Consider the following 6,711-nt stretch of genomic DNA (forward strand, 5'->3'; position numbering starts at 1 on the left):
GAAAACCCCAGCCCAACGAACCAACCGAGATTTGGGCCGCCGGCAGCGGGAGGATGCGCAAGCATCCGTCTAAAGTTTTTTTGGTTCTTTTTGTTCACAAAAAGAACAGTACCCTCCAGCACAAAGCAAAGTGTACAAAAAAACATGAATCAGACAGAAGAGAATCCGTTCGGGAGTTATCGGCAAACCGTAGGCGTAGTCGGCGTGCCCTTGTTTTGTGCCCTTTTGGCTATTTTGCTCGCCAGCGTACAGCCCGAGGAGGGCGGATTTCCGTTGTGGGCGTGGTATCTGCTCGGGACAGCCGTTGTGACAGGCGCGGCTTGGGAAGTAGGGCGACTCGCTTTGAAACGCCAGGTGGCGCGCGGAAATCCGCATTGCACGACCCGACTGAAACGGAGACACCTGCTTCTGGTGTTTGTCAGTTCCGTGATCGGCGTAATCGGAGTTTTCGGATTGGGGATTAGCGTGTTGGGCGGCTGGATTCGCATCACGTTCGCGATTTTGGTGCCGGCGATGGCCGCCTCCGTCGTGCTGACGTTCGCCGGAGCCGCGTTGCTTTGGCATCTGCTGAGACGGTAGGAAACTACCGCCGTTTCAGTCGGCGGAACAGCAGGCCGATGCCCCATGCCGCGACTGCCGACAGCACCAGACCGATGCCGAATTTCAGCGTTCCCGTGCCTGCTGTCGGTTTGCGTTCCTCTTTGTGAACCGATTCCGCTTGTTCGGCGAGCGTCTCCGTTTCCGCGACCGATACCCGGAGGTCGGTTCGGTTGCTCGATTCCGTGTTTTGCCGCTCCTGTCGAGCCTCCTTGCGCGACTGGCGCCATACGGCCCGCACCGGCGGAAGCCCTGTCGAGTCGTTCGGCGGTTGTTGGCTGTCGTAGACGATCAGTTCCGTCTCCGTCTCGCTGTCGATCGTCGTCCGAAGTTCCAGCCAGGCCGCCGATTCATTCAGCAGGAGGCTGTCCAGAACCGTGTGGGCGACCTTACTGTTCTCGATTCGAACCGTGCTGCCAGTCGACCGTTTCGGCAACGAGCAGCTCCCGAGAGACAGGGCAGCTGTCAGCCATAGCACAAGAAGGTATCTTCTCGATCGCTTTTCGGAATTTATCCACATCTTTACGCAGTGATTTAAGCTCTTTTTCAAGCGGTTTAACAATATTTTCCATCAGGATGTCGCTCGCTTTGCGCACATTGTCCAACTCGTGGCTTTTGACGGCCGCCAGTTTGTCTTTCATCTCCGCGCGTAGCTGTTCGATCTCGATCAGGTATTTCTGGCGCAGGATTCGACTGTTGATCCAGGCGCCCAGCGGCCCTGAGACGGCCGCAACGAGTGTCGATACGATTAGGGTGGTTATCTCTCCGCTCATTTCCGTTCATTTTTGAGGTGTTTGCCGACCGGACCGAGGAGGGGGCGGCGGCTCGGTTCGACGGGACAAATGTGCGGCATTTCGTTTCGGTGGACAAATAGCGGGTAATCCCTTCTCTCGTTTTTTGGGGCGGATAAAATTTTTTGGAGCGAATAAAAAATCGGCGCGGATTCCTGTGTCGGAATTCCGCGCCGAAGCTCTCCGGGGAGAGGATATGTCGCCATTAAGGCCGTTCGAGCTGTTCAAGCAAAAACTGCGTATAAACAGCCGAATGGTAGTGCTCCGCTACCCGTTGCCTGCCCCTGCTGCCTAATTCGTCCGCTCGTTCCGGGTCGCTGAGCAACTCCTCTAACCGTTCGGCCAGCGCCTCCGCCGACCCCGGCGTGTAGACCGCTCCGCAGTCGCCCCGCTCGACGATCTCCGGCAAGCCGCCCCGCTCGGGAACCACCACCGGCGTCCCGTAGTACATCGCTTCGATGACCACCAGCCCGAATCCCTCGTAGCACAAACTCGTCAAAACCAGTGCCTTCGCACCGGTGTAGAGGTCGGCCAGCTCCCTGCGATTCAACTTGCCCAGCAGGTGCACATTCTTCGGAATTTCCGGCAGCGTATACCCCTCGGCCGCTTCGCCTGCCACCCGGAACTCGACGTCGGGCAGCCGCCGCGCCGCTTCGATCAGAAGGTCGAGCCCTTTTTCCCGGCTGAGCCGACCGGCGTAGGCGACATAGCGCCTGCCTGCCTTTCGGGCCTCGGCCGATGGCTCGGGCATCAGGGCCGGGTCGACGCCGTTCGGCACCACGGCGAACCGATCCGAAGGAATGCCGGTGTAACGGCTCAATAAGGTGCGTTGGAACTCCGACAGGGCCAGAAACCGGTCGACGTTTGCCGAAAAGTAGCCCCTCCTGCGACTCCACCACCCGCGCAGGGCGTATCCGAAACTCCCGCTCCACGATCCTTCGCATTTGTGGAACAGGCAGTTCCATTCGCGTCCGCGACAGGTTCCGCATCGCTCGCAAATCTCGCCGCCGGTGTAGAAAAGTCCGATGGGACAGACCAGCCGGTAGTTGTGCAGAGTCATCAGCACCCGGACGCCCCCTCGTTTCAGGACGGGCAGGACGGCGGCCGAAATCACGGGAAACAGGTTGTGCACGATGGCCGCGTCGGGCCGTTCGCGTTGGACGATCTGCCGCACGTCGCGCACCGCGCGCCGGTTGTAGAGCGCCGAAAAGAGCGAGGCGAAGCGTCCGAACCGCCACTGCCGAATCTCGTCGTGCGACCGTTCGTACAGGAGTACCGTGTGACCGCTGCGTTCCAGCACTTGCCGCTGGAATTCCACGACGGTCTCTTCGCCGCCGACGCGGCTGTACCGGTTATGGATCAATAAAATTTTCATCTCCGTGCGTCGTGTTGCGTCTGTTCGTGCGTGCTTCCCGTTTATTCCGAGAGGCAACGCAACTGAATACCGAGGCCGCAGGTCTCCTGGCTGTTCGGGGCAAGCCCCTTCGAACCCGCACTCAAACCGAATCCTCTGAGGTAGTCCGTTGCGACAATCGAGGAAGAGGACCAGCTGAACCCATAGTTGCCGGCATGGTTCACCGCGCCATCGCTGCCGCGGAAGCCCGGGGCGGGGATTTCCGACCGCTTTCAGGAAAAAAAGTGGCCCTCCGACCGAAAAAGCGGCGTATCTTTGTAGCAAAGATAGAATGAAAATCTGTTGTCTGTTCAATATCGCCCCCCGGTACCGGGCGGGCATCTACCGACGGATGGACGAGGATCCGGCCGCGGAGTACGATTTTATGGCCGGCGAAGAGTCCACCGGCGGGATCGCTCTGCTGGACTTGCGGGAACTGAAAGGTTTTCGTGGATACCTGCATAACATTTACCGCCGGGGCGGAAAACTCGTCTGGCAGCGCGGAGCGATTCGGAAAGCCTTCTCGAAACGGTACGACGCCTATATTCTGACCGGCAATCCGGGGATTCGCTCCAACTGGGTCATCGCTTTGGTCGCCAGGTTGTTGGGGAGGCCGGTCTACCTCTGGACGCACGGGTTGTACGGAGATGAAAAGGGGGTGAAACGGTGGAAGAATCTGACCTATCTGCGTCTCGCGGGACATCTGCTGCTGTACGGTGAACGCGCCCGTCGGTTGTTGCTCGAAGCAGGGTTTCCGGCCGAACGGATGGCCGTGATCTACAACTCGTTGGACTACGAACGGCAATGCGTCCTCCGGAGCCGGATCGGCGACCGGGGATTTATCCGGAACTATTTCGGAAACGACCTCCCTCTGCTGGTCTTCGTCGGGCGGCTGACCGAGATCAAACGGCTGGATTTGCTGCTCGACGCTATGACGAGGCTCGAACGGCAGGGAATGCCTTGCAACCTCGTGCTGATCGGCGACGGGCCGCAACGCGACAGGCTGGCTGCGCGGGCCGAGGCGGACGGATTGGTCGATCAGGTTTGGTTCTACGGCGAGAGCTACGACGAACATCTGATCGGGACGTTTCTCTACCACAGCGCGGCTTGCGTCAGTCCGGGCAATGCGGGGCTGACGGCGATCCACGCCCTGACGTTCGGCACGCCGGTGGTGACGCACGGTACGGCCGAGCGGCAGATGCCTGAGTTCGAGGCGATTCGGCCGGGCGTGACGGGGACGTTGTTCGAGGAGGGGAGTGTCGATTCGCTGGCCGAGGCGATCCGTCCGTGGCTCGCGGCGACGGAGGCCGAGCGGGCGGCTACGCGCGAGGCTTGTGAAGCCACTATCGAAGCGAAATTCAATCCGGAGCGGCAGATGGAGGTTCTGCGGTCGATTTTCGGCCGTCACGAGGCTTGATTGGTACGCTATTTGACGACTCTACGGCGGGATAATTGACATGTGTTATGGAAAATCAAAAAGAAAATACTGAAAATCAAGAGTTTGAAAATAACGTATCGGACGGGGCGGCGTCGGAACCTACGCCCGATACTGACACGCTGACACCGGAGCAGGAGGCGCAGGATGTCGAACCGGCGGCCGAAAACGACAAAATGGCAGACGCGGCGGCGGAGTGGCAGGATAAGTACATCCGGCTGGCGGCGGAGTTCGATAATTTCCGCAAACGGACGCTCAAAGAGAAGATGGACCTGATTGCGAACGGGGGCGAGGATGTCATCAAGGCGATTATTCCGGTGGTTGATGATTTCGAACGGGCCATTGCGGCGCTCGACGGGAAGGAGCAGGTGGCGGCGGAGTGCGAGGGGGTGCGGCTGATCTATCAGAAATTTATGGATATCCTCAAGTCCAAGGGGGTGACGCCGATCGAAGCGTTGGGAAAACCGCTGGATGTGGATTTCCACGATGCGGTGGCGAAGGTGCCGGTCGAGGAGGCGGACAAGAAGGGGACGGTGATCGATGTGGTGCAGACGGGCTACATGCTGAAGGACAAGGTGCTTCGCTTCGCTAAGGTGGTGGTCGGGGAGTAACTCGCCTCTTCCATTTCCATATTTCTAACCGTTCGTTTACCGTGTTTACCCGGCTGGAACCGTACCTTTCTTGAAAGAAAGGTACCCAAAGAACTTTCGTGAAGCTACGCTACGCCTTAGGCTCCGCAGTCCTCAGTCTTTGTGACTGCTTTTGGGTCGGGGTTGTAGCGCGCCCAAAGTTTAGCTCGCATTAGCGCGCTACAATTCCCGGCCCAAAGAAAGAGTCCGAGACTTGGGCCGCCGGCAGTTTGAGGATGCGTCAGCATCCGTCTGAAGTTTTTTTGGTTCTTTTTGTGAACAAAAAGAACAGTACCCTCCAGGACAAATACAAAAAGAACAATTATAAATCACGATAAATGGCAGATAAGAGAGATTATTACGAAGTGCTCGGCGTGAGTCGCGACGCATCGGCCGAAGAGATAAAGAAAGCCTATCGGAAGGCAGCGATTCAGTTTCACCCCGACAAGAACCCCGGCGACAAGAACGCCGAAGAGAAGTTCAAGGAGGCCGCCGAAGCATACGACGTGTTGAGCAATCCGGATAAGAAAGCCCGTTACGACCAGTTCGGTCATGCCGGGATGGGCGGAGCTGCCGGCGGCGGAGCCGGTGGATTCGGAGGGTTCGGCGGCGAATACGGCGGCTTTACGATGGAGGATATTTTCTCTCGTTTCGGCGATATTTTCGGTGGCGGGCGTTTTGGCGGCTTTAGTTCGGGGGCGGCAGGCGGATATGGCGGTGCGCGGGTGAATCGGGGGAGCGACCTGCGGATCAAAGTCAAACTGACCTTGGCCGAGATCGTTAAAGGAACCACCAAGAAACTGAAAATCAAGAAAAATATCGCTTGCGACCAGTGCGGCGGGACGGGAGCGAAGGACAGTAATTCGTATGCCACGTGTGCGACATGCGGCGGCTCGGGGCATGTGACGCAGGTGGTCAATACCTTCTTCGGTCAGACCCAGACGACGGCGACCTGTCCGACCTGTGACGGGACGGGCAAGACCATTACGGCGCCGTGTCCGAAGTGTCATGGCACGGGGACGGTGAAGGGTGAAGAGATTGTTGAGATCAACATCCCTGCTGGGGTGGGCGAGGGGATGCAGCTGTCGGTTTCGGGCAAGGGGAATGCGGCTCGGAACGGCGGGATCAATGGCGACTTGCTGGTGGTGATCGAAGAGGAGCCGCATCCGGAGTTGAAACGCGAGGGGAACGATTTGATTTACAACTTGCAACTGAACGTGGCGGACGCTGTTTTGGGAGCTTCGGTGGAGGTTCCGACGGTGGATGGCAAGGCACGGATCAAGATCGAACCGGGCACGGTGGCCGGTCGGGTGTTGCGGTTGCGGGGCAAGGGGATTCCGGACATCAACGGACGCGGAACGGGCGATTTGCTGGCGGTGGTGGATATCCATATTCCGGCTCATGTGTCACCGGCGGAGAAGGAGGCTTTGGAAAAGCTCCGTACATCGGAGAATTTCAAGCCGAATGCGGTCAATAGCGGAGCTAAAGGGCGGAATATTTTCGACCGGATGCGGAACTATTTCCTGTCGTAAAGAACGGATTTTTTCAGGATGCAGCCTTTCTGTTCCAGAACCGAAAGGCTGTGTTTTTTAGGAGCTATCTTTAGTAGAACAATTAGGCCGAGACTGCTCCTTTGTCCATTGCGCGCTGAGAGAATAGGGTCGAGGCGACCAGTGGAAATGCGCAAGCATTTCCCGTCCCCGCACCCGTTGGGTGTATTGTTAGGGTTGTTTCTGCCTTATTAAGTGTGGCCCGCTTGGCCGACGCGTTCGCGTCATGGCGCGCGGCCGTTATTACTTTTCAGTTGCTCGCGTGCTGTCGCCTAAAGAGGGAAAAAGCGGCGGAGCGATAGCGGAGCCGCAGTGA

8 protein-coding genes are annotated in these 6,711 nt (G+C 58.2%); 4 read left to right on the top strand and 4 right to left on the bottom strand.

Going from position 1 to position 6,711, the window contains the following annotated elements; translation table 11 throughout:
• Positions 1–144: 144 nt before the first annotated feature.
• Entirely contained in the window at positions 145–579 is a 435-nt protein-coding gene (locus tag QZ302_RS07875; RefSeq protein WP_294594267.1) for a hypothetical protein, read from the top strand.
• 4 nt (positions 580–583) lie between these two features.
• Here QZ302_RS07875 and QZ302_RS07880 read toward each other — a convergent pair whose 3' ends face one another.
• The 4 genes from QZ302_RS07880 to QZ302_RS07895 form a co-directional block, all read right to left on the bottom strand.
• Positions 584–1,033, bottom strand: a complete 450-nt coding sequence (locus QZ302_RS07880) for a hypothetical protein (protein ID WP_294594268.1) — start codon at positions 1,031–1,033, stop codon at positions 584–586.
• The gene (locus QZ302_RS07885) at positions 987–1,370 is read right to left on the bottom strand and encodes a hypothetical protein (RefSeq protein WP_294594269.1); all 384 of its coding nucleotides are present in this window, start codon (positions 1,368–1,370) and stop codon (positions 987–989) included. Before QZ302_RS07885 ends, QZ302_RS07880 begins: the two co-directional genes overlap by 47 nt.
• 223 nt (positions 1,371–1,593) lie before the next feature.
• On the bottom strand, positions 1,594–2,763 hold the full coding sequence (locus tag QZ302_RS07890) for a glycosyltransferase family 4 protein (protein ID WP_294594270.1): 1,170 nt from the start codon (positions 2,761–2,763) through the stop codon (positions 1,594–1,596).
• A 41-nt stretch (positions 2,764–2,804) separates the two neighbouring features.
• Entirely contained in the window at positions 2,805–2,966 is a 162-nt protein-coding gene (locus QZ302_RS07895) for a hypothetical protein (RefSeq protein ID WP_294594271.1), read from the bottom strand.
• Between the two features lie 107 nt (positions 2,967–3,073).
• On the opposite strand from QZ302_RS07895, the gene QZ302_RS07900 reads away from it, so the two are divergent.
• The 3 genes from QZ302_RS07900 to dnaJ all read left to right on the top strand — a co-directional run bounded on the left by QZ302_RS07900 (position 3,074) and on the right by dnaJ (position 6,377).
• On the top strand, positions 3,074–4,198 hold the full coding sequence (locus QZ302_RS07900) for a glycosyltransferase (RefSeq protein WP_294594272.1): 1,125 nt from the start codon (positions 3,074–3,076) through the stop codon (positions 4,196–4,198).
• A 47-nt stretch (positions 4,199–4,245) separates the two neighbouring features.
• On the top strand, positions 4,246–4,827 hold the full coding sequence (locus QZ302_RS07905) for a nucleotide exchange factor GrpE (protein ID WP_294594273.1): 582 nt from the start codon (positions 4,246–4,248) through the stop codon (positions 4,825–4,827).
• Between the two features lie 356 nt (positions 4,828–5,183).
• Positions 5,184–6,377: a molecular chaperone DnaJ gene (gene dnaJ / locus QZ302_RS07910; protein ID WP_294594274.1), complete on the top strand. Its 1,194-nt coding sequence runs from the start codon at positions 5,184–5,186 to the stop codon at positions 6,375–6,377.
• Positions 6,378–6,711 lie beyond the last annotated feature (334 nt).

The organism is uncultured Rikenella sp. (genome assembly GCF_910579375.1).
In the GTDB taxonomy this organism is placed as follows: domain Bacteria; phylum Bacteroidota; class Bacteroidia; order Bacteroidales; family Rikenellaceae; genus Rikenella.

What these genes read in the sequence shown, in the direction of transcription:
- QZ302_RS07875 (WP_294594267.1), top strand. Translation starts at nt 145, where the DNA reads ATGAATCAGACAGAAGAGAATCCGTTCGGGAGTTATCGGCAAACCGTA.
- QZ302_RS07885 (WP_294594269.1), bottom strand. Translation starts at nt 1,370, where the DNA reads ATGAGCGGAGAGATAACCACCCTAATCGTATCGACACTCGTTGCGGCC.
- QZ302_RS07890 (WP_294594270.1), bottom strand. Translation starts at nt 2,763, where the DNA reads ATGAAAATTTTATTGATCCATAACCGGTACAGCCGCGTCGGCGGCGAA.
- QZ302_RS07900 (WP_294594272.1), top strand. Translation starts at nt 3,074, where the DNA reads ATGAAAATCTGTTGTCTGTTCAATATCGCCCCCCGGTACCGGGCGGGC.
- QZ302_RS07905 (WP_294594273.1), top strand. Translation starts at nt 4,246, where the DNA reads ATGGAAAATCAAAAAGAAAATACTGAAAATCAAGAGTTTGAAAATAAC.
- dnaJ (WP_294594274.1), top strand. Translation starts at nt 5,184, where the DNA reads ATGGCAGATAAGAGAGATTATTACGAAGTGCTCGGCGTGAGTCGCGAC.